This is a genomic window from Fluviicola sp. (assembly GCF_029266855.1).
Taxonomy (GTDB): domain Bacteria; phylum Bacteroidota; class Bacteroidia; order Flavobacteriales_D; family Crocinitomicaceae; genus Fluviicola.
The window spans coordinates 1-21179 of record NZ_JAQSWB010000005.1; the positions used below are offsets into that span (position 1 = coordinate 1).

The window sequence follows — 21179 nt, forward strand, 5'->3', positions numbered from 1 at the left end:
CGTAAAAACACGAAGCACAGCTTGTTCCGAAGTATTCCCCGATCGAATTCATTCCACCCTGAACTAAATCGTAAGTTAAAGTAATCGAATTCGTGCCCAGATTCAAATGGGTATAATCCACTACACTCTGCATGTTTCCATTGGCATCCGTAGTGATTAAGTTCATCGGCATCAAACTCGAAATCGTGGTAACCGGAATACCCGCCGGGTTATTATCCAACGGAAGTAAATTCGTTGGGGCACCGTTCATTAAACCAGTAGCAATGATACGTCCCTGCTGATCCGTATAACTTGCAGAAGCTTGACCATTAGCATCGACTTTTACCTGCTTATCGTAATGTGACAAATTTCCCACGTTCGAACCAAACAGTTCACGCAAATCACGATCTGTAGGCTTTATGTAATAATGGTGAATCTCATGACCGCTTCCTATTCGGTGAGTTAAACCAACTCCTGAACGGATTTCAACCCGACCTAAATTGTCATTACTTACAATTGCCTGGGAATAGGGATAACCTTCTGCGTCCGGAATGCGGGATCTGAATGGATCGGATGTTAAATCATTTGCAGAACTGTAGTAACGACCTGCTCCGCTTGCTGTTCCCATAGCTGCGCTTGTTCCCAGATCAAAATCCGCTTTATCAAAAGCTGTACCCGTACTGAACACTGGATCTTCCTTCATAATCATATAAAGAAGCTGTAGCAAGCAACTGCCCAGTACTTTTTTGTTGACTTAACTGTTGACGAGCACGAAGAGAACCGTCATAATATGTAATTGAACTGCTGGACAAACCATTTTGTGCATATGCAACATTATACTGCCAGTTCTTCTTCCCTTCATAATCCGCAGTAATGGTTAAACTCATGTTCCCACTTCCAGATTTTTTTTCGTAAGACCAGGAATTGTATGAGTAAACCTCCTTATTTCCTGTTCGAAAAACATACCCCCTCGGTCTCACTCTGAAATACAAGGTTCCCTTGGGATAAACTAAATCCAGTACATGCCGGTGTTTGTAAGTTGTAATGCGAACGCCCTGTTTAAAATCAAAAGGACTCTGAGCGGTAGTATAAATAAACTGGTCCAATTCGTGAATGAAAACCCATTCCACATCGTATTCCACAGCACCCTCTACAGGTGTCCAGTTCAATTCATTTCCATTCGTAATGGATAATTTTGGAGCTATCGTAGAAAGTTTTACGATCCGGTCATTAAATGCCATTGCCTCCAAATGGATATCAGCAATTGGAATATCTGAAAGGGTTGCAGTAACCCATGCTGAACCATTATACTTCTCAATAACCATCTGAGTTACCGACCAGGTCATGTTATAATCCAGTGGCTGCCCTGTAGTTTTAAAATCCGCCCAGGAACTATAACGTGAGGTTCCACTTGGAGTAAATTCCACCACAAGTGGTTCTTCCTGTAACGTTACTGTATTTTTAAAATTCATCGTTAAGCGCCAGTTCGTTGAACCAACAATATCTGTGTGGGTATTGCGGTCATAAACCAGTTCCAAGCGGAATCTTCGGTCTACCTTATTATCCGCTGCAACCTCCATCGATTTCAAGGGATCTTCCATAAACACCGTACTTCCCAAACCGATATTAGCCAATTGGTACCTGGATGTATTGAGCAATTCCTGAGAGTTGGCAAACAAACAAGAAAGAAGGGTTAGTAAAAAAACTAAAATCTTATTCATGGTTCAGATTTAAATGGTTATTCTAAAATTGAATTGGTTGATTCGCTCTGTTGAATCCGGTAAAGCGAAAACTCCTCCGTCGGGATCATTGTTTTATTCTTCTCAACAAAGTAAAAATCAGTTCTTAATATCCTGGCATCATACTCCGGATTCTCAATAAAGGTGATCTCATTTCGAGCCATCAGACCTGTATTCCCAACAAAATCAGCATTGTAGTAATAATCAATCTGCCGGAGCATTTCCCCTGTAAACCGAAGTTCAACCAAATTGAAGTATTGATTGGCAAAACGCAAGTAATACACCCGATCCAAACCATCAAAGGAAAAGTAAATAGAATCTGCTTTGGTAACTAAAGTATCGATTTGATTCAGCAGCATTCCAGTAGTAACAGACTTATTCGTTCTGTCCAGGTTTTCATTCTTTGAATAGAGAATCTGATGATCCTCATCATTGATGATAATTGTATGTTCTCTATTGATGACCATCTCACAAAAAGCTGTTTGATAAAAGTATCCATCCGGAGTGAATAGCACATTGACCTTTCCTTTCTCAGAAAACTCCAGGGTATCATTGGATGAGTAATCGACTATAAACTGAAAAGTTTTTAGCTGATCCAGTTTGCTGTAAATCTGCTGAAATTCCTTACTCAAGTTTTGAGCACCAGCAAGTGGGGAAAAGAAAGCAATCAAGAGCCCGCAAAAAAAAGTCCCTTTCATCTTAGTTCTTTTTAAATGAGGTTCTTGTTTCCTGAACTGTAATAATTCCCTTTTCTGTTTCCTGTTTTACGAGGAACAAATCCCCCTCATCATTATAATAATAGAAGGTTGCATAATTGTTCTCATCCAGTACAGCTTCCAAACGTTGGTTATCATTATTGTAAACATATGTAGACATACTTCCATCACGCGGTTGTATGCGCAAATCATCAAATAGTGCATATTGTACATAATCTCCACCATCCGGAAGGGTCGGATCAAACACTTCCTTGGTTCTTGGAAGTGTGAAACGAACGTATTTAGCTCCCACAGGCATTGTAAAATTGAGCGTGAATTTCTGCCATTCATCAACAAATGTTCCCTGCAGAATGTCTGGTTCCTTATAAGTAATTGTATTGGATGTCATCACTACACTTGAGGCATCCAAAAATTCAACCTTAAAGGGCGCTTCAAACAAATCACTGCTGCCATGTAATGTTTGTAAAGATTGATTGTCGGCAGTGCTAAACCATCCGGAAAACTGATATTCTTTCCCTTCCAATAAATTCAATCTTCTTTGAAGGAATTTTGCTCCATCAACTGTACCTACTGCCAAACTTTTCTTCCCAGTATGACCTTTGGTCGTAAATAGGGATACAGAGCCGGCACTCCCGCTCGGACCAGGATTTGGCATATTTTTTCCTAAGAACAGTTCCCCTCTCCAGTTACGCTGGTCAATACCTCCCGGAATATTTAACAATGGGTTAATTGAGCTAAACTGGAAATTGGTCAGTCCACCCCCTCCAGCTACAACAGAAGTAAAGTTTGAAGCAGAAACGCGAACCAAGACTTCCTGTTTCGGGTAAGTTACCGGATTTCCTAAGACAACAGTATTTAATGCATCAATATGAAGCCGAATTACAAACGATGAATTGTCTGTTGTAAAAGTTACCGGTGCATTCGTTTTACCCGTAACTCCAGCTCCCGAAATTTCATGCCGGTTCTCCATTAAAATTGGAGTACTAGTGTTCAAGTTCGTAGAATAGAAATTCAGATTATTTGTTGAGTTATTATCGATATCGATAGATGTTGTGGTATACTCTTCAAAGTTCTCAAATCCGATTTCAGAATTCTTTGCGTTATCTGCAAGAGCTATTGGCTCAATTCCATTTCTTCCATACAATGATGCATTATGTACATTCAAAATATTTCTTGATTCGATCGGAGCGCTTGAAGGATTTAACAAATTAATCTGATCAGTCAGTCTCCATTTCGTAGCGCATTCTAGCTTAGTAGGAGTAGCCAGGACCTGATCAAAATCAAATAATGCCACACTATTCAATAGTCCATCATGTTTTAAATCTACAGGACTAGATTGCGTACGATCATCAATATATGCATATTTCCGAACCGGTTGGAAGTTCCCGCCAAACCCTTTCGAATAGAATGCATTGTTAAACCAGTTGGATGGAAGCGAGTTAAGCTGTCTGGTATCTTTATACCAGTACTCACCTAACTCTGTTGCACCAATACCAATTACATTATCTATTGTTCGAACTTTATAGTTCCCCAGATCACCAGAATTTTTATCCCAACAAGCAATTACCGTTCTATTGATTGTAGGATCTGATAATGCAGTAATTTGGGATACAGAAGTATTTAAAATATTCTTCCGTCCTGATTGGATGATTACCAATTTATATCGCTGAGATAGTGCCGCATTCAATTCCAATTTCAGGGTTGTTGCGTCAAAATCCAGGCAATAGGCTACGGCTTTTGGTCGACCACCATCCGGCAACCCGCCCGCAGTTACGGGAACAAGTAAGATCTGATCTCCTTTTACAAAGCGGTCCATTTCAGAAGGAGTTTCCAATACAAACGACTGGATTCCGCTAGTCAAACCACCGGAAGGATTCGCGTATGCTTCTTTACCTATATTCTTATAAGATGCTCCAGCCCGATCATAAATATCTTTCGCCAGAATAGAATAGTTATAGATCTTATCTCCATAATCGTTCGTAACACTAGTAAGCAGAGGGTTCCCAGTAAGATCATCAAACACCAAACTTTCTGTTTCAACAATAGAACCTTCCTGTGTTGCAGTTATCTTTTTAACGATCCCTGATTTTGAAACGATTTTGTTTGTTACAACAGTCCCAACCCGTTCTGCCTGATAATTTACAGCAGGAATCGGATATAATAGAGCCAATGGAATAAAGGTCTCCACATTGATTTCCAAATTGACAGAAGTATTTTTCTTTTCAATGTATTGCGTTCTTGGTATAAATTCAATGCTGGTAGCCAAGGTAGCATCCTGCAATATGTTTGCTTTGGTCATATCGCTCGGATTATTATCCGATAACAATACATTGACATTGTTTTTCAATGAGCGTGTAATAAAGGTTTCGCCTGCACGGTTAGTTGTCAATTTTTCTTCATCAAAGTAATCATACTCTACCGAGGAAAGCACTTTTTCATCGTTTTGAGCTACCAATTTCATTTCCTTGGCTCCTTTCGGTTTTCCGTGCATATCATTGGTCTCAATGTAATAACCCTGAGTTGCAGCCATACGCAGTCTATCAATATTTACGAAAACAGCAGGAATAATCAAACGTGACTTTCTAAAGGTTTTATCTGTTTCCAATTCGGTAACTTTTGTAATTACCGGGAAATCTTTTGCCGTATAGAATTCCTGCACACTTATACCACCGTAATGCACTATGTTACTTGCATCAAAATTGTCCTTTTTCGTTGCTGTGTTTTTGGATAGAATTCTGACACTGCTGTAACCAACTGCTGGTCCAGGATAAACAGATTCATTGCCCGGTTCTTCACTGTAGGTCGTGGCCACGTTCTTCGATAAAGCATTCTTATCCTCCCAGCCTTTAACCGGGTTTCTCATTGCATTTTCATCTCCACCAACCAAAGGTTCGTAAGTAGCAACTCCCGAACTGGTTTTTACCCCGTTTGCATCCACTAGATCGTATTCATAAACTGTACCATAAACAGATCCCGCTTCAGTTCCAACAGTGGTAAAGGAATTTTCCCAGTTATCGTAAATCAAGATCTCCCTTACACGGTGACCGCCCCCATATTTTATTTTGTCCGGTGTTCTCATTCTCAGGTAAGAAGTATTCAAATCGATTTCGGAAAGGCGTTTATTCCCATTCCCATAGAGCGCCTCTGTGTAATTTTTGAAGTCGGGTCCGACACTTGCAACGGCAGAAATAATTGATGTCGCAATTGATTTGGCAACACCTTTATTCAAATTATCCATATCTGCGTTCGGCAAATTATCAATCAAAATGTCCGGTTGGTTATAACGGATATGACGTGCACCAACTTCTGTAAACGGGTGATATTGGGTGTCTTTTCCATCGACTTTAAGTGGCTCCAATTCCACAAAGCCCCACAAATAATTTGCACCACTATAACTGGTTTCATCCACCCCGATATTTCCTACCCGGGCATAACCTGCAACGAGTTCTTTCGAATCGGAATTCTTCGTGAGGTTGATATCGACCTTGAAGTACAAATACTCTCCGGTTTTGATATACTTCAACATCTCGGCTTGCCGCTGTGCACTATTATACGACATGGGAATGGGTTGTTCCAGTTTAAAATAAACCCTTCGATTCTCCGGTGGATCATTTTTGTCGCAGGTGATTTTATTATCCCCTGTATTTATGTTCCCACCTGAATCCCTATACGGTCCCAGGTTTGCAACTTTAAACATATGCATGGCGACTTCATTCTGCACATAAGCATATGAATCGGATTCGTATTTGATCTCATACTTACCTCCTGAAGGAAGCACAACAGATTTTAAATTCCAAAGAGAAGCTCTTTCATCATTAGTTGCTTTATCCACATAAGGATCATTATAAGGGTCTTCTACATTTGTAAATGGTTTGTAATTCCCCCATCTGTCAACGGCATATTTGGAATATTGAATCTCCTGGCCAGCAACTGTCTTGTAGTAATCAAAAACATACGGAGTAGTAGCTCCTGATTGGTTGTTTCTGTAAGTAAACCAAACTTTTTCCAAGGTTAATTTACCACCACCTGTTGGGTTGTCAGGAGTCCCTTTACATAATGAATTGTTGCTTGCCAAATATTGGAAATGACATGTTTGGATTGGTTTCGCAGATGTATTGAAAACGCCGTTCGGATAACGCTCGGATTTCAAATACACGTTGATCTTACTTAATGCTTTGTATTGCCCCGATCCATTAGTACTACTTGTCTCACCTCCGGATTCATAGCAATCCGGTCTGCTGGTTAAAATAAACTCTGCTACGTGCGTTTTCGTCTCTACAGTCGCAACATACCAAACCTCTTTCTCTCCATAACTGTAGTTTGCAGTACCATCCTTAAAACTGGTTTTATTTCCTCTGCTATAACTTACTCCCTGATAAGGAGACTTCCACTTGAAATTATCGTGCGCTTTGTAATAACTGAATTTAACCCAATACCCTAAATCTCCATCGGATGGACCTTTGGTTCCATCTAAATCTACATAATCAGCTCCCAAAATGGAACTCATTAAATGTGAATGTGCATAGGATCCTTTTTCAACCGAATTATAGTATTTATTTGTTCCTGAAATTTTATAATCTGAAGGAACAGGGATAAGTTGTGCAGCACCATTTTGACCAGGACTTTCAGCAACAGACATGACTACATCCCTTTCCTTCTTATTTTGTGCGGGTAAGGCATAAACATAACGCATTCCAGTTTCGTTTCGAGCTACAAAGCCTCCGATCTGTGAACCACTTAAACCCGATCTGATCCCATCATAATCTACATAAGAACCACTTGTTCTGTTGTACCCGGTTCCGGAAGTTGCATTGTAGTATTTCATTTCGAATTCCGGGATAATCGTTTGACTACCATCCAGGATCATCGAATTGGTATAGGATTCGATATCTTCAGCACGTTTTTTTCTTGTTGGCCTGGAAAAATTGGAAACCATTGTATTTCCCTGCTGATCCAAATTCTCAATTTTATAGAACCCGTCATCTGCGTTTAAAGCATAAGCAACTGCGGAGTTGTTTGCAATCGTCGCCCCATAATTTGCTACCAGATCGTCATGAGAATGTTCTCCATACTTTTGGAAATAAACTGATTTTGACATAGATGCATCCAAGGTACTATGTTGAGAAACGGGTGACTGGGGCCACGGCTTAACGGAGTTACCACTGTATGAATATCCCGCATCAATTCCGAATCGAATATTAATCGCTGCTGGGGGAGCTAAATCAATTCCCAAGTTACCCGAATGCATTTCTGAATGTACGTTCGGATCATCGGCATTTCCGATATCTGTTCTATACGGACGGAAAGAGCTTCCAATTCCCTGACCAGTTACAGAATAATTATCATAAGTCAATGTAGGAATTGCCAAACGGCGCGTATCCTTATGAACAAATCCCTCATTTTCAATAGAAACGTCTTTTACCCGTAAATCATCCTCTTCAGAAGTTGTGGTGTTATTCTGGTAATACATATACCCGACACCTCTATAGGTAATTTCTTTATTTCTATTTTTAAGTTTACTCAATTCAAAACCTACATTCCAGTCTGCTTTTAGGAAAACTCCAAAAAGATTTACTCCAGTTTTTAGTATAAAGTTTCCCGATCCACCACGCATTGCCTGGGGAGCACTTACATTAACGATTGGTTTTGCAAAACTCAGGCTGCTTCCCGCACCATACATTGCACTTCTGATTTTTGTTGAACCATCTTCTTGTTGAATCTTTTTAGTTAATTTGAAACTTGTTGAAATATTAATATCTTTCTGCCATCCATTCTGAGTAAATCCGGTCGATACGCTACCGGATTTTATATTCCCCTTATCATTCGAAATTCCAAGTGTGACATTTCCCGAAACACCTTCTCTACTATCCTTTTTAATGTTGAACCCTAAGTCTCCCGATATATTGGATTTTCCGGTACTGGTATTCCCATCCGTATAAATCTTACGTACTTTCAATGATAAACCAAAATCTCCGGAATAACCGAAACCTCTGTAATTGTTGTAGTAGAATCGAGTTCCCGCTGAGATTGTAGGCACCACATACATTGCATCAATCGGGTTAAACCCAGCCAACTCCAAAGATCCTTTCAAACCCGCAGAAACTGTCCAGTTTGGTTTTTGATCGGTTTTGATCTTAATATCTTCCCCCTGGAAATCATCCGGTAAATTACGAACCTGGCGATTGATCGTCCCCATATTGATATTCCATCCCAGACCAACCCAGCTCGCTTCCTGGTCCATCTGGATCCCGCTGTGATAAGCCAAATTGACCGGATAGCCACCATTCGGACCAGGCAAGTTAAACAAGGGAATATTGTAAGTAAAATCTCCTGTAAACGGATCCACCATCTGATTGGTACCAATCGGTTCGAATGACTGAACTTCTGGCTGGGAAGGTCCGCCATCACCGGCAAATACTGTATTCAAGCCAAGTGAGTCGACCAATAACTGAAACACTAATAAAAGGGTTAGACCTTTAAACGATTTAGCTTCTCTAATTTTAAGAATCATAATTGTGTTATTTTAGGAATATTTAGGTTATTCAAGTTTTTTATTTCAAAGGGGATTACCGCATTGTTAAGTACCTGATCTTTAAAGATCAGTTCTTTCACCCCATTGTCTTTAGGTGATTTATCAAAAGCCAGATAGATCGTTACAAACGGTGCAACACCATAAGTGTTTTCAAATTGGTAATGCACAGGGGCGATGGTATCTTTCTCGCGGACAAGCAAAAAATCGTATTTCGCAGATTCAACGAAATAAAACACCTTCTCATTGATCTCTTCTTTCGTCTCCGAATACTCAACGAATAAATCTCTACCGGCTTTCGAGGTAATCTTAAATGAGAACTCTTCATAGGTATCGTTTTCCTTGTACCATTGTTTGATTTCTGCTTTGTTATTGACTTCATTTCTGCTTATTGCACCCAATAGACGCAACTCTGCAGGATTATATCTCATTTGATAATTGAGATTTTCATAATCAGTAGAAAACACCAAAGACTGGTAATTTGTTTTATACCATTCTTTAAATTCATCCGCTGTTGCTACTCTATCTTTCGTCAGAAAAGCAAAACCTGGTAAAACCACTATTATGAAAAGCAGCCGCATTCTTATTTATGAGATTTCATATAGGTAAGTACTTCATCCGTTATGTCGCAGCGATCAGAAGCAAACATGATGTTACCATCCCCCTTTGCTCCCAAGACAAAATCAATCCCTTTCTTTTTACCATATTCAGACAAAATGCGATTGATTTCTCCCCAAATGATTTCATCGAACTTTTTGGATTTTTCCTGGTATTCAGCGGTTAAGGTTTCCTGCTTTTTAATCAGCTCTTCCTCCAATTCCTTGATAAATTGCGGATCGGATCCTCCTGCTTTGTAGTCTCTGATTCCTTTCTGGATATCTGCTAACTGTGCATTGCTTTTCGCTTCAATTTCTTTCAGATCGCCCTGGAATTTTTCATAATAAGACGACTCCAAATACAATTTGTTCATCGAAACAAAACGCACCTTATCACCATCCTTTATAAAAAACCCCAACAAGCCTCCAACTGCAAGAAGCAGGAGCATTACAATGCCCCATAAAACATTTTTCTTCATTAACTGTTTACCACTTTAAATTTTAAATATTCTTTCTTTCCACTCGCATCTGTTAACTCAAGCAAATAAACATTTCCCAATACCAAACCGGCAGCGTTCAAATTGATTTCGATCCAATTCGTATTGGCATTTTTCGGAGTCAGTGTAAGAGTAACAGAAGAATCATCAGTTAAGCATTTAATGGAATAATTTAAAAAACCATCCGCATCAAAGTAATCCTTATACCTGATCCGAAGCGTTTTATCCGAATTCCGCAAATCTGCGATTTCGGGTCCTACATTTTCTTCCGGAACATAATATAAATTGGTATTTGTCCCACAATTTGTTGAGGTCAAGTTTAAGGCTAAAGATGGCCTTGAACCTGCTGCAGCTTCTGAAGAATTGAACTGCATCTTCGTAACCGAACCTTCATAAAATGACAGTTGAAAATGACATCCGTAGTTTTGCGGATTGTTCAATTTCCAGCTATTTACCAAACTTGCAATGTTCACGGTTGCATTTCCATTTCCGGCCACTATACTGTTGATCGTTACGGACGGAGTTATCAAAGAGACAGGCCGGTTTGTATAAGCCACAGATGTTTCCGCCCAAGGAGCATTTACCAATTTCAAATAGGAAGTATTCGGTCTATCCGTAGGTGCATGTGCATTCCCATAAAGTGTCAGGTTTGCAGAGTTAACAGTCAGATTCGGATCAAACCACAAACGGAATCTCAACAAACCTTCAGTGGTCATCGGACTTAAATTTTCACTTGCCGGAATAAGTGAGGAATTCCCATTATTGACCTGTGTGTTAAATACTGCAGTCGTTCCGGAACCACTGATATTGTTGATCATATAAGTATCATCCACATAGTTTCCATCCGGAGCAAAAGTCACGTTCACAGTGGAACATTTAACTCCAATGAGGAATGCATAGTACATCACATCACTTGGATCCGTACCACTAACTTTTAACCCGTACCAACCATACGTTCTTCCGGTCAAATTTAGACTTGTACCTCCCGGAATAGTATTTCCTAAAGAATTATACCATTGATATGTTTTCGAAGCTGAAGATCCTCCAGCAATTACAGGAGATATAGAGCCATCAGCAGAGGATGTGGTAGTTGCCTGTACAATAGTTGCGGAAGTTACAGTCATAGGAATATAATACTTCACTTCCAATTTCGGATAAAAAAACGCATTCCCGGGAATGTGCTCAGTTGAATAATAAATTGCAGGCGTTAAATTTCCAGTATCCGGATTTCTTCTTATTCTCCAGCCATGGTTTGGGATTCTTCCTTCTGCAAGTGCCTGAACATGATTTTTCACATCAAATTCCCGATAATCAATACTTCCGAAAATATCTGTTACAGTAACAAAATTAGAAGTAGTAACAGTACTTACAATCGTATTATTTGAAATTCCAGAATTATGAGTAATTGTAGATTGACTCCAAGTTGTATTCGCCAAATCCGCATATAATTCAGTTGAATTTGTCGTTACAAGAGATTCAGATTTAACTCTTAAACGCAATTTCGCGGAAGTAATTATTGCATTTGAAGGTATGGCAGATAAATCAAATTTAACAAATGATCGTGTTGAATAATAACTTAGAGGAGAAAGGCTGTAAGTTGTACTTGAAATAATCAATTCATTCACAGATCCATAATTAACAGCAGTGTTCGTTGCCCCACTCTTCGTGTGTGCATCTTCAGTGGCATCAAAAACGGCAGTTGTTATACTTTGTCCGTAAGATTTCGTCAAACCTGAAAACAAAAGACAGAACAGGATCAGATAATTCTTTCCTTTCATATGTTGTTTGGAATTAAGATTAGAATTAGGTTTTAAAAGAATCATGGTTAGTGAGATTTTCAATAGGTGGAACAGAATCGGGTCAATAACTCAAATTTAAATTATTACCTCCGTCGGGATACTTTCGGACACCAAAAGCATCTTCAATAAGAGATCCCATTAAACAAAAATTGCTTTGATTTTGATTTAGATGCACAACGATTAAGTATTAACATTCAGTAGCAAAAATAATAAAGCATTTGACATTTACACAAACCAGGAAGAAAAAAAATTAGATTTAATCAACTAATTTTGCCGCTTATAAACTATATAAACTACTGTTATATTTAAGGATAAATTGCACGAATTATTTCGTTGATTTTCTCTTAAAAACTTCAGAATTGAGACCAAATTTCTACTATTTAAATGATAAATTAATTGTTTTCGTGCATTCTGATGACAGCCAATTAAAAAAATACAATGTGGAAACTACTATTGATTCAAAAATCACAAATAGATTGTTTCATTAAACCCTGTAATTATTCAAATTACCTTATTTTTAGCTCATCAAAATTGGGCCAATCATGATAACAGAATACATTACCATTTGCTTGTTTGCGCTGCTGGGTTCAGGGCTGACTTTTTTCTCCGGGTTCGGACTCGGGACTATCCTGGTTCCCGTATTTGCACTCTTTTTTCCTTTGGAAATAGCTATTTCCCTGACGGCAATCGTTCACTTTCTGAATAACCTTTTCAAGCTTTTCCTTGTTGGGAAAAATGCCAGCAGAAGCGTTGTCATCCGCTTCGGATTACCGGCTATTGTCGCTGCATTCATCGGAGCTTATATCCTGACCTTCATTTCAGAGATGCAGCCCCTGTACTCCTATTCGATTTTCAATAAAACTGCCGATATTACAATTATTAAAATAACAATCGGGAGCTTACTGGCTTTCTTTGCGCTTTTTGACCTGATCCCTTCTTTATCCAAACTGAATTTTAATCAAAAATACATTCCGTTGGGCGGGTTTTTAAGCGGATTTTTCGGGGGATTATCCGGAAACCAGGGAGCTTTGAGATCGGCATTCCTTATAAGAGCGAACCTTTCCAAAGAACAATTTATTGCAACAGGTGTGGTGATTGCAGTTCTGATTGACATTTCGCGACTGACCATTTACTCGTCGGACATCGTAAAGCAACACAACAGCCTGGATTATATGCTGCTGATACTGGCAACACTCTCCGCATTTTTAGGTGCATTCCTGGGTAACCGCCTGCTAAAGAAAATTACCATCCACGCACTTCAGCGCTTCGTTGGAATTGTGCTGCTCGTTTTTTCTGCTCTGCTGATTGCAGGGGTTATCTAACTGTGAAATTCAACACGCCAAATTTGATTTTCCCAATCTTAAGAAATTAAAGTGTGAATTTTAGTCCGCATTTACTCAGTGATTTCTGCTAAAGACACATTTCCGATTCATGCACATACGGTATAAAGGCTAACAACAACTACTTATTTGGATTTTAGTTTTCAAGACTTCACATCCTAAAATCTAAATTCCATACCTTTGCGCAGTTATCTCAAACGAAACCGTTTCGAACAAATTTTTGATCGTGGACATGAACAATACACCCGCTGGCTCATTAGCAAACCGATTGAAAAGTATTTGCGTGATCTTATTCGCGTGCTTTGCCTTGATATTCAATTCTTCCGCCCAATTTTCGCGGTCTGATGAATCCGTTGCAACCAGCCTGTATCCGCTGATGCTGAATACGACCTGGGAAAATCAATCTTCCTTCCAGACATTCCAGATCGGTGTACTGGACAGTGACACCTCTTTTTACAGTGTTATTCGAAAAAAATACGAAGGAATTATCTTTAAAGGCAAAAAGGTAAGCGTCGTTCATTTTAAAAACCAGGACGCGATCAGCCCAACACAAGTCTTGTGTGTCGACAAGAAATTCAATAAAAAGATCGAAAAAATTGCGAAAGCGATCGACGGGAATCATACCCTATTGATTACCAACTCCTGCAAGGATGAGGATTATACGATGATAAACTTTAACGGTCGCCTGAAGAAAGATGATTTCACGGTAAACCAGCCCAACATGGAAAAGGCCGGGTTAAAGCTCACCAATCAATTCGAACAATACATGGAAGGTACGGTTGCCTGGGAAGAACTTCTCAACGAATCGACCGAAAAATTGGAGAAGGAGCGCGAAAAAGTAGCTGTAAAAGAAGAAACGATCAAAAATCAGAAGGCCAAGATCAATTACCAGAAAATGACACTGGTAGAGAAGATCAAAATGCTCGATGAACAAGGAACACTCCTGGAAGAGCAGGCGCAAAAATTAGAAAAGCAATCGCTTGCCATTTCAGACCAGGAAGATATCCTATTCGATCAGAAACGCCGGATCGATGCTCAGAAAGGACAGATCAACGAACAGCTGCACGAGCTTGGTATGCAGCGAATCATCCTGATCATGGGCTTTATCGTGCTGATGCTCATTCTTGCAACAGCCTATATTTTATACCGCAATTCAGTACAGCGCAAAAAATCCATCGTACAACTTTCGGAGCAACACGGTATTGTCAGTGCACAAAAAGACCAAATCGAAAAGATCCTGTTTGAACTCACCGACAGTATCCGTTATGCATTGCGCATTCAGAATGCGGTTTTACCAAATGAACAAACGATCCGCGGAACTATTCCGGGTGATTTCTTTGTCATGTACAAACCGAAGGATATTGTCAGCGGGGACTTTTTCTTCGTGGACCGCAGGGGAGACTGGACTCTGGTAGCAGTTGCCGACTGCACGGGTCATGGTGTACCAGGGGCATTTGTCAGCATGTTATGCATCAGCCTTCTGAACGAAATTGTGAAACAGCAGGAAATCACGCGTGCAGATATTATCCTGAACGAGCTTCGCGACAAAGTGATCGATTCACTTCAGCAAAAAGGCATCCAGGGCGAACAAATGGACGGAATGGATATTTCCTTACTGCTCATCAACAACAAAACGTATAAATGTCACTGGTCCGGTGCAAATAACCCGCTCTATATTGTTTCTTCGAAAAGCAACAAACTCGAAGAAGTGAAGCCGGATAAGCGACCTATTTCGATCTACCCGGACATGCGGGAGTTCACCAACCACGAGATCAACGCAAACCGCGGAGATATCTTCTATTTGTTCACGGACGGGTATTCCGATCAGTTTGGCGGGGAAAGAGGTAAAAAATTCATGAGCCGGAACTTCAAGAACCTGCTTGCCGAAAATGCGCATAAGCCAATGACCGAACAAGGAAAGATCCTGGACACAGCTATTGAAAACTGGAAGTACGGAAACGGTGCCGATTTCGAGCAGATCGATGATATTACGGTGTTGGGGATACAGATTGGGTAAGAAATAATTTCACGCAGATTATATAGATTACGCAGATAGTCTGTTAATTGACTTATTTTCTTCTGTTGATAGGTTTCAAATCACGCTTTCTTCATATGCAGATCGTAAACAATTCCATCGGAGAGACCTATCTTGGGAACATACATTTCCTTACAATTGAGTGCACTCATGCATACGCGGAAGATTTCCAGTGCCGGGACGATGACATCCGCTCTATCGGGTTTCAATTGGAAGCGGTCCATACGCTGGCCAACACTTAAAGGTTCCAACTCCCTATAAAGCTGATTCATTGCTCTCAAAGTAACGGGGGATTTCTCCTTAAAGCCCAGAATTTTGTGAATCTTATTGATATTTCCACCGGTTGCATAAACAGCGTGCGGGTTATCTTCCACATGTTCCTCAATCCAAAGCTTCAATTCACGCCAATCTTTTTTATCGACCTTGTTCTTTAACATCCGGACAGTACCAATATCAAAACTCTTTGCAGCAACGCGTTTTCCGTGTTCGAATACATTGATCTCCGTTGATCCGCCACCCACATCGATTACCAGATAAGGCTTCGAGCGTTCAATATCCAGCAAGACAAAGGTTCCGAAAATCAATCGTGCTTCTTCATCCCCTGAAATAATTTCTATCTGAATTCCTGTGTTGCGTTTGATCTGCTGAATGATCTCGGGACCATTTTTTGCATCACGCATGGCACTTGTAGCACAAGCACGAATAGCAGCAACGTTGAAAATATCCGCAATCAGGCTGAATGCTTTCATGGTTTTGATAAAATCTTCTGCTTTTTGAATACTGATCTCCCCCGAATCAAAAACTTCACCTCCCAATCTCAAAGGGAGACGCGTATAAGAAATCTTCTTCACGTAGGGGTGCCCGTTCTCCTTGGCAATTTCACCAATTAACAATCGAGCTGCATTCGACCCAATATCTATTGCTGCGTATTTCTTTGCCATGAATCCGAAATTAGCTAAAATGGTTTAAATCCCTTCATTCTTTAAATAAAAAATGCCGCCTCCTTCCGAAGCCGGCATTTTAAATCATTTATCACCAGGTGTAGCCGGTTTCTTACTTCACGATCACTTTTTGCACCAGGTTGCCCTGAGCACTATTGAAACGAAGGAAGTAAAGTCCTTTAGCCAAGTGAGAAACCTGCAATTCCGTTTCCGTATTCATACTTAGGGAAGAAACCGGATAAACCATTTTCCCATCCTCAGAGATCATAGAGAAAGTAACATCCTTTCCTGTTTTGATCGTCACTGTTGAACTGGCAGGGTTCGGGTAAATTTCCAATCCAAAAGATTCCGCCTCTTCAATTCCGGCACAATCCTCCACAATGATATTTTGAGAAGCCGCATTCGTACATCCGTTTTGAGTAACGGAATATGTAATTGTTTGTGTTCCGGCACCGGCAGTTGCCGGATTGAAGTTTCCACCCGTAACACCTGTTCCGCTATACGTTCCGCCAGCCGGTAATCCCCCAGCTAAACCGAATGAAGCTGCCTGTAAGCACACATCCTGGAATGTTCCAAGGGTTGTTTGTGGTGCAGCATTCAACGTAAATGTTGAAACAGCACTTCCCGAACAATTGTTTGCATCCGTATAGTTATAAGTCAAGGTAATTGAACCCGGAGTCAAGCCGTTCGGATCAAAAGTTGTTCCCGAAACACCTGTTGATCCGGAGAAAGATCCTCCTGCAGGCATTGCAAGCAAAGTAACAGGATTTGCATTATCGCAGATATCCGCAACTTGTGTAAACGTTACCGTTGGATTCGGATTGAATACCACAGAAGCAGTTCCCGTTCCTGCAGCAGAACAAGCACCCATCGCTACATTTGTAACAGTAAATGTCCCATTCGCCGTAGCATTTATCGTGTATGGTGACATGGTAACACCGGTAACAGTTGTCGGAGTTGTTCCATCCGTATAAGTAATATTCCATGGACCGGTTCCGGTTAAGGCAATATTTACCGGGAACGATCCCGGACCGCATTGTGTTCCGCCACCGGAAACAACCGCTGTTGGCACTGCCGCAATCGTTACACTAAATGTTTGAGTTGAAGCAGGACAAGAACCATTTGCGGCAATTGCATTCGTTACGGTATAAGTTCCTGCATTGCTGGAAGCCAAATCAATAACACCTGTTGAAGCATTCACTACCAAACCTGTTGTAGAGCTAAAGGCCCCTGCACTTGCTCCCGCACCAAATACCGGATTAGGATCCGTGCCATTTGTACAATAACTTGTTTGAGCATAAGTAAAAGTTGCGTCCGGTGCGCCGGAAATAACAACTGTCTGGTTACTTGAATTCGGGCAAGACCCGGAGGTAGTATACGTTACCGAATAACTTCCGGAAGTACTTCCTGCCACATTAATTTCCCCTGTCGCTGTATTGGCGAAAACCAGTCCGGCCGGAGTTGCAGAAAACGTTCCTGTAACAGCAGTTGTAGGAGTTTGATTTGGGGATGCATCACAAATAGAATTTGTTGGATAAGTGAATCCTGCATTATCAGCAGGGTTTACTGTGATTGTCTGAGCTGCCGAGTTCGGAGAAGTACAACCCAATGCAATGGCACTAACCGTATAGGAACCAGCGGAAGACACTGTAATTGCCTGAGTAGTTGCTCCGGTAGACCAGGTATTCCCTGTTGCGGAAGACGATGTCAAAACGACATTGCCACCAGCACAAAATGTTGTCGGGCCACCCGGAGTAATTGTCGGAGCAGCCGGAGTGGGATTAACCGTTATTGTCTGTGTTGTAAAATCAAAACAGCTACTCCAAAAACCACCGTTCGTTGCCAAAAGCACATCATAAGTTCCGGCAGCCGGGTGAGTATATGTAGTTGTACCGGTCCAAATATATGGTGATAAATTATCCATATCGTAAACAAAAGTCGAATCAGCGGTAGCCGCTCCGAAATACGTACGGAAAACCTGGTAGTTCATCATTCGGTTACTTAAAATCGCCATGGGAGTGGTTGCATTCGTGTACGTTACAGGTGTTCCCTGGCACACCGTTGTTAAAGAAGGAGTAAATTGGGTGTTAATCGAATAATTTACAATTGGTGCCATTAAGGCTTCGTAATTTGAAGCACCTCCGGAAAATGTCGGGATGGTGTTCCAATTATTCGGGTTCGGGTAGCTGGCATAAGCGGAGAAGAAATGTGTAAACAATTCGTCATACACTTGTGCGGGCGCAATATCATTTACATAAAGATTCAGGATCCCGTTTGCATTTGTAGGTTTAAGCACCACGGCATAATTACCGGTTACAGTAATTGGACTGGCAAATGTAGCATAACGATACCCGTATGCAGTTGCCGTGAATGTAACATTTCCACTTCCGATAAGGGTCGTAGGAGCATTCGAAGCATTCACATTGTAGATTGCAGCATTCACAGTTACAGAAGCAGCCGAACCTACTGCTGTACTTCTTGCGCCAAAAAATTCAACACCGGTAATCGAAATACTCGAAGTATTGAGAAAGGTCTGTGAAACCGATTCGTTATCAGCCTGCCAAACTTCAAATCCACTGTAAAAGTTATTGGTTCCGAGAATTTGTTCTTTTGCCTGCGGGTAGCGTAAGGTATCCTGACAAAGCAAGGTTTTTTCCAAAGGGTGATTCAAAGAAGCAGCATGCTGCAGGAGAACAGGGTTTGAAGCCGAACTTAAGGACATTTTAGTTCCTTGTTGGGCAAAACCAAACATACTCCCCGCGCAAAGCGAGAGTAACAGTAATGATTTTTTCATAGTAAGTCAATAAATTAATGTAGCACTAAAATAGGCAATCAGCTTTTGATTTCTGAATTATTTAACATATAAACCCTTGATTATCATTTATTCTTAACAATTGATACAACAATAAATGATGTTATCATGAATTCTTCAGAGGCAGGAAAAAAGAGAAGGGTTTATATTTAAAATACAACCAAACGGAATGAAACAAATACTTCAATTCAGAGATTGGAATATCCCTCGAACGCAAGGCAAGCCAGAGTGAAAGTAAAAAACTGACAATGAAATTGAAAAATCCGATCACACCAATCCCAATAATTCCCATTAAGATGGGATACCAGCCGGTGTGAAAGTTCTCACCGAATAATCCGATCGCCAGGTTCCCGGAAACAAAGGTGATGTGCCGAACATCCAGATTCAAGCCAAGAAAGATTCCGATCGAAGCCGTTGAACCCATAAAAACACCAAACCAAAAATTAGAAGCGACCCCCGCCCACTTTCGTTCAATCCACGAGGCAAAGCTTTGGGCTCTTTCTTTTCCCAGGGAGATTTTCAAAACCGGATGCTCTTTTATCCGGTTATAAATCTTCTTGTGTTTCAGCTTATTGGAAATCGATCCTGAAATGATCCCCGACAAGAACAAAAACACTCCTGCGATACAAGCATGGAGTATTGCCAGGGATTCTACCGGATTAATATCTTTCAGCAAGTGAGCACTTTTCTGTTTATCCACAATCTGAAAACCCGCTAAACCCTGAAACAGCCAAATAAGCAGAAGGGCCACCGGAAAAGCGACGAATACATTTCCGACGAAAGCAATGAACTGAGAGCGGAACACCTGTGAAAAAAGAATGGCAAAGGAGCGGTGCCTGTCGGCCTCGTTCTTAAGCCCAGACATTCCGGCCTCAATTGACTTCACAATAGCTGCAGCTGTCATTGCAGGCTGCTTCGTTGCCAATGTGAAGCCCAAAAGATAGATGAGGATAAATCCGAAAGCGTAATTCAAACTATACAGCAAGGCATGACCAAAATCACTCACCTCAAATTTTCCCAGGACGATTTTAGAGATACAGAGAAAACCGACAATTAAACCCGCCCCGCAGGCGGTAAGCAGCATCTGGTAGTATTCTTTCTTCGAATGCGTGATATAGTGTTCCCCCGTCTTGGCCGTGTGCTGTGTTACTTCGTATGCAATGGTTTGTGTACTGTCGAGCAACAATCGGCGAATATTGTTCTTCCTGCAATTGTACTTTATCAGCTTAATGGCTAAATAAATGGAGTTATCCCGCTTATCTTCATCCGAATCCGTAGCGAGTAATGGCAGAAGTGCTTCGATCCGGTACAACTGCTGACGGATTCTTAATAAACTTTGATTTACCCGGATGGAAATTCCAAACTTTGCACTATTATCAAAAGCAGTATTAATAATTTGATGGCAGCCCGCAAGCAACTGAATTAAATCCTGGAAATCAGAATCCGTTGTGGAAACTGAAAAATCCAGTTCGCGGGCAATCTTTAAGAGAATCAGATCGAGTTTCTTTTCAAATAATTCAAAAGGACTTTGAATATTTTCATATTCCGGGACCATGATCAGCACATCCTGTTCCAAAGCCCTGCCGCTTATTCTCTGGATCAGCAGACTGATTCCATTAATTATTTCCCGAATTGCAGAATCCGGACTGTGGTCATTGTCATCATAAATCGTTTTCAAATCAAGCAAGACAAGTAATTCATTGATTTCGGGAAGAGCAATTTCCTGGATCCATTCGAAATCAGTTTGCTTATAGAAAACCTGGTTCAGTAAGAACTGAAGGGTATCCGGTTCGGGCTGCTCCGGTAAAACTTTAGAAACGATCCGTTCCCGCACTTCACGCATAAAGTATGCGTCCCGAATAATTCCAGAATCCGTTAAAATAGTTGTGAATTTGCGGTTTTGAAGTACATTTTTAAGATAAACGGACATGGCATAACGCCTCACAGCATTTTCCTTCAGGTAATCCAATAAAGGCTGAATACTGACCGGTTTATTTTCTTCTATCTTCTCCGGACGAAAATATGCTACCAGGTCAACCAGGAACTCCAAATTATCCGCTGTATAATCAACCTGATGATAAAACTCATCAAACAGCTCATCGAGTTCCTTTTTTCTCCTTCTTCCAACTAGTCGCATCTTCTCTTCTTCTCCCTTTGTCTTAAAAGTAAGAAGACCATGTAAGATAGCGATGTTAA

The 21179-nt window shown here is 40.7% G+C and carries 12 protein-coding genes; 2 read left to right on the plus strand and 10 right to left on the minus strand.

Annotated features, from left to right (window positions below):
* The 7 genes from K0S23_RS11745 to K0S23_RS11775 form a co-directional block, all read right to left on the minus strand.
* Positions 1–682: hypothetical protein (locus tag K0S23_RS11745; protein WP_300357498.1), on the minus strand; the 682-nt coding region annotated here is incomplete at its 3' end.
* Positions 642–1700 (minus strand): hypothetical protein, encoded by a 1059-nt coding sequence (locus K0S23_RS11750; RefSeq protein WP_300357501.1) that lies wholly within the window; start codon positions 1698–1700, stop codon positions 642–644. The genes K0S23_RS11750 and K0S23_RS11745, both read right to left, overlap by 41 nt.
* A 17-nt stretch (positions 1701–1717) precedes the next feature.
* Positions 1718–2416, minus strand: coding sequence for a hypothetical protein (locus K0S23_RS11755; RefSeq protein ID WP_300357505.1), 699 nt, complete (start codon positions 2414–2416; stop codon positions 1718–1720).
* A gap of 1 nt (position 2417) precedes the next feature.
* On the minus strand, positions 2418–8945 hold the full coding sequence (locus tag K0S23_RS11760; RefSeq protein WP_300357508.1) for a hypothetical protein: 6528 nt from the start codon (positions 8943–8945) through the stop codon (positions 2418–2420).
* Positions 8942–9544: a hypothetical protein gene (locus K0S23_RS11765; RefSeq protein ID WP_300357511.1), complete on the minus strand. Its 603-nt coding sequence runs from the start codon at positions 9542–9544 to the stop codon at positions 8942–8944. The genes K0S23_RS11760 and K0S23_RS11765 overlap by 4 nt, the downstream gene beginning before the upstream one ends.
* Positions 9545–9546: 2 nt before the next feature.
* Positions 9547–10038, minus strand: coding sequence for an OmpH family outer membrane protein (locus K0S23_RS11770; RefSeq protein ID WP_300357514.1), 492 nt, complete (start codon positions 10036–10038; stop codon positions 9547–9549).
* A complete protein-coding gene (locus tag K0S23_RS11775) occupies positions 10038–11834 on the minus strand; it encodes a DNRLRE domain-containing protein (RefSeq protein WP_300357517.1) in 1797 nt (598 codons plus the stop codon). The genes K0S23_RS11770 and K0S23_RS11775 overlap by 1 nt, the downstream gene beginning before the upstream one ends.
* 563 nt (positions 11835–12397) lie before the next feature.
* Between K0S23_RS11775 and K0S23_RS11780 the strand changes: the two genes are divergently transcribed.
* Complete coding sequence (locus K0S23_RS11780; RefSeq protein ID WP_300357520.1) at positions 12398–13177, plus strand: sulfite exporter TauE/SafE family protein; 780 nt, start codon at positions 12398–12400, stop codon at positions 13175–13177.
* Positions 13178–13427: 250 nt separating this feature from the next.
* Positions 13428–15212, plus strand: coding sequence for a YfiR/HmsC family protein (locus tag K0S23_RS11785; RefSeq protein ID WP_300357523.1), 1785 nt, complete (start codon positions 13428–13430; stop codon positions 15210–15212).
* An 80-nt stretch (positions 15213–15292) separates the two neighbouring features.
* Here K0S23_RS11785 and K0S23_RS11790 read toward each other — a convergent pair whose 3' ends face one another.
* The 3 genes from K0S23_RS11790 to K0S23_RS11800 form a co-directional block, all read right to left on the minus strand.
* Entirely contained in the window at positions 15293–16171 is an 879-nt protein-coding gene (locus K0S23_RS11790) for an exopolyphosphatase (protein WP_300357526.1), read from the minus strand.
* Between the two features lie 112 nt (positions 16172–16283).
* Positions 16284–18965 (minus strand): T9SS type A sorting domain-containing protein, encoded by a 2682-nt coding sequence (locus K0S23_RS11795; protein WP_300357529.1) that lies wholly within the window; start codon positions 18963–18965, stop codon positions 16284–16286.
* Positions 18966–19089: 124 nt separating this feature from the next.
* On the minus strand, positions 19090–21120 hold the full coding sequence (locus K0S23_RS11800) for a recombinase (protein ID WP_300357531.1): 2031 nt from the start codon (positions 21118–21120) through the stop codon (positions 19090–19092).
* Between the last annotated feature and the right edge of the window lie 59 nt (positions 21121–21179).

Coding starts and splice junctions, on each gene's coding strand:
- K0S23_RS11750 (WP_300357501.1), bottom strand. CDS start 1,700: ATGAATAAGATTTTAGTTTTTTTACTAACCCTTCTTTCTTGTTTGTTT.
- K0S23_RS11755 (WP_300357505.1), bottom strand. CDS start 2,416: ATGAAAGGGACTTTTTTTTGCGGGCTCTTGATTGCTTTCTTTTCCCCA.
- K0S23_RS11760 (WP_300357508.1), bottom strand. CDS start 8,945: ATGATTCTTAAAATTAGAGAAGCTAAATCGTTTAAAGGTCTAACCCTT.
- K0S23_RS11765 (WP_300357511.1), bottom strand. CDS start 9,544: ATGCGGCTGCTTTTCATAATAGTGGTTTTACCAGGTTTTGCTTTTCTG.
- K0S23_RS11770 (WP_300357514.1), bottom strand. CDS start 10,038: ATGAAGAAAAATGTTTTATGGGGCATTGTAATGCTCCTGCTTCTTGCA.
- K0S23_RS11775 (WP_300357517.1), bottom strand. CDS start 11,834: ATGAAAGGAAAGAATTATCTGATCCTGTTCTGTCTTTTGTTTTCAGGT.
- K0S23_RS11780 (WP_300357520.1), top strand. CDS start 12,398: ATGATAACAGAATACATTACCATTTGCTTGTTTGCGCTGCTGGGTTCA.
- K0S23_RS11785 (WP_300357523.1), top strand. CDS start 13,428: ATGAACAATACACCCGCTGGCTCATTAGCAAACCGATTGAAAAGTATT.
- K0S23_RS11790 (WP_300357526.1), bottom strand. CDS start 16,171: ATGGCAAAGAAATACGCAGCAATAGATATTGGGTCGAATGCAGCTCGA.
- K0S23_RS11795 (WP_300357529.1), bottom strand. CDS start 18,965: ATGAAAAAATCATTACTGTTACTCTCGCTTTGCGCGGGGAGTATGTTT.
- K0S23_RS11800 (WP_300357531.1), bottom strand. CDS start 21,120: ATGCGACTAGTTGGAAGAAGGAGAAAAAAGGAACTCGATGAGCTGTTT.